This window comes from Priestia sp. P5_B4 (assembly GCF_056400385.1).
Window position 1 is genome coordinate 1 of record NZ_JBFULJ010001264.1, and the last position, 822, is coordinate 822.

Sequence of the window (822 nt, forward strand, 5' to 3'; positions counted from 1 at the left end):
TATCAGAGGTGTTAAAAAGCGTCAGCCTGTCACGAGGACACTTCGGTTTTTTAACGGATCGCAAAGGAAATGTCATCGCATCTACAAGCGATAAGCAGCTTAACAAGAAGTTTTCAGTAGACAAAATACCAAACGTTTCTGGCTATACTCAAATAAATCATAATGGACAAGAGAGTTTAGCAGCTTATCAAACGAACCAAGAAGGCTGGAACTTGGTTTACGGTGTACCGACTAACGTAGCCTTTTCTCCTTTACATAAATTATCTCTTTTACTGCGCGTTAGTTTTATTAGTATATTGCTGCTTGCTTTATTTTTTATATGGTTAGGCATCAAAAATATTTTACAGCCAATCGTCAAGCTTACAAGCTATGCAAAAACGTACCGGAATTCTCAAACGTTCGTGCCATTAAATAAAGAAGCGCCGGCAAGGGATGATGAGTTGAGTATATTGACACGTACAATTATTGAAATGGGAAACAGCAATTATGAAAAACAAAAAATGCTTGAGCAAAGTGAGAGATACCTTCACGATGTATTAGAAGGAATTCCTTATGGAATTATTACAATTGACCCAAGGAGTAAAATTACATACGTGAATCAGCAGTTTGAAAGAATGGTTGCTTTTCAGCGCCAGGACATGATTGGTGTTAATTTAGAAGATTTACCAATAAAATCTGAAAGCGTAGATTTTATTTTGCTTCACACATTGGCATCGGGGAAAGACATGGAAGAGGTAGAAAGCTATATTCTCGATTCAGACGGCAGAAAAAGAATTGTTAAAGTTACGACATCTACTTTTTATACCGACACAAGTGAAGTGA

1 protein-coding gene is annotated in these 822 nt (G+C 36.9%); it reads left to right on the forward strand.

Translation table 11 applies throughout. The features are described from left to right. Positions 1–822 (forward strand): PAS domain S-box protein (locus AC1DRF_RS30385; RefSeq protein WP_477742615.1); only part of this gene is annotated, 822 nt, incomplete at both ends.